General features: G+C 72.8%; 1 protein-coding gene. It reads left to right on the top strand.

Translation table 11 applies throughout. The features are described from left to right. Positions 1-565: RICIN domain-containing protein (locus NON22_RS24675; RefSeq protein ID WP_257389625.1), on the top strand; the 565-nt coding region annotated here is incomplete at its 5' end. Positions 566-1,076 lie beyond the last annotated feature (511 nt).

Below are 1,076 nucleotides of genomic sequence, written 5' to 3'. Positions count from 1 at the left end.
CGGCGCCGGTTCGCCGGGCGGCGGCGGCGGCGGCGGCGGCGGAAGCAGCGAGGTCGCGGCGACGGCGCACGTTCTGTCTTCGGGCACGACCGACGGCGGCAACGGACACGTGACCCTGCTGACGACGCGCAACCTCTACCGGATCGTGTCCGCGCTCAGCGGCCAGACCATCGCCGTCGCCGGCGCGTCCGAACAGGTCGCCGCGCCGCTGATCCAGTATCCGTACAGCGGCGACAGCAGCCAGCAATGGCAGCTCGTCTGGGTCGGCGACAGCCGCACCCGCTGCCGGCTCGTGTCGCTGCTGACCGGCCAGGTCATCGCCGTCGCGAATGCGTCGACGCACCCGGGCGCGCGGTTGATCCAGTACCCCTACACCGGCGACGCGAGCCAGCACTGGGACGTGGTGCCGGTGGCCAGCAACCGCGCGAAACTCGTCTCGGCGCACAGCGCGCAGGTGATCGCGGTCGCGAGCAATTCGCAGCATCCGGCGGCGCCGCTGATCCAGTATCCCTACACCGGCGACAGCAGCCAGCAATGGGAGCTCGTGGCGATCGATCTGTCGTGATGCCGCGTTGACCTGCCGCACCGGACGGCGCCGATCGTCAGCCCGGCGCCGTCCGGCCCTTGCTTGAGCCGCTCGTGCAGGCAACGCCGGCGACGTCCACCCGTCGCCGCGCCGCGAAACGCAGGCTGAAGCTGCCGCCGCCGGCCGCACATCGCGCCACCGCACCCGATAAATAGTTTCTTTATCCATAAAGATTCATCCGGCCGTACGGAGGCCCGGAACCGGCGACGGGAACCGGCCGCGCACCCGCCCGCTCCCGCGCGGACAGCCGCCGTGACCGAACACCGGCAACGCCCCGGGCCTCTCCGCGCAACCCCTGCCGCTGAGCGAGCAGGCGCGCGAAGCAACGCGGCGGCCGTCCACCATGGCGGCGACAACCCAACGGCCTTGCGGCGCCGGTCCTGGGCGGGCGCCGCGCCGAAACGTGCTGCAGCCCGGCGACGCGGCATCCGCCGCGCCCGTGCCGGGGCATAACCGGCACGGGCGGCATTACCGCCGCGCTGCTCGCCGC

This window comes from Tahibacter caeni, from assembly GCF_024609805.1.
GTDB classification, from domain to species: domain Bacteria; phylum Pseudomonadota; class Gammaproteobacteria; order Xanthomonadales; family Rhodanobacteraceae; genus Tahibacter; species Tahibacter caeni.
The sequence above is the reverse complement of the archived record's forward strand: the minus strand, read 5'-3'. Positions and strand labels throughout refer to the sequence as shown.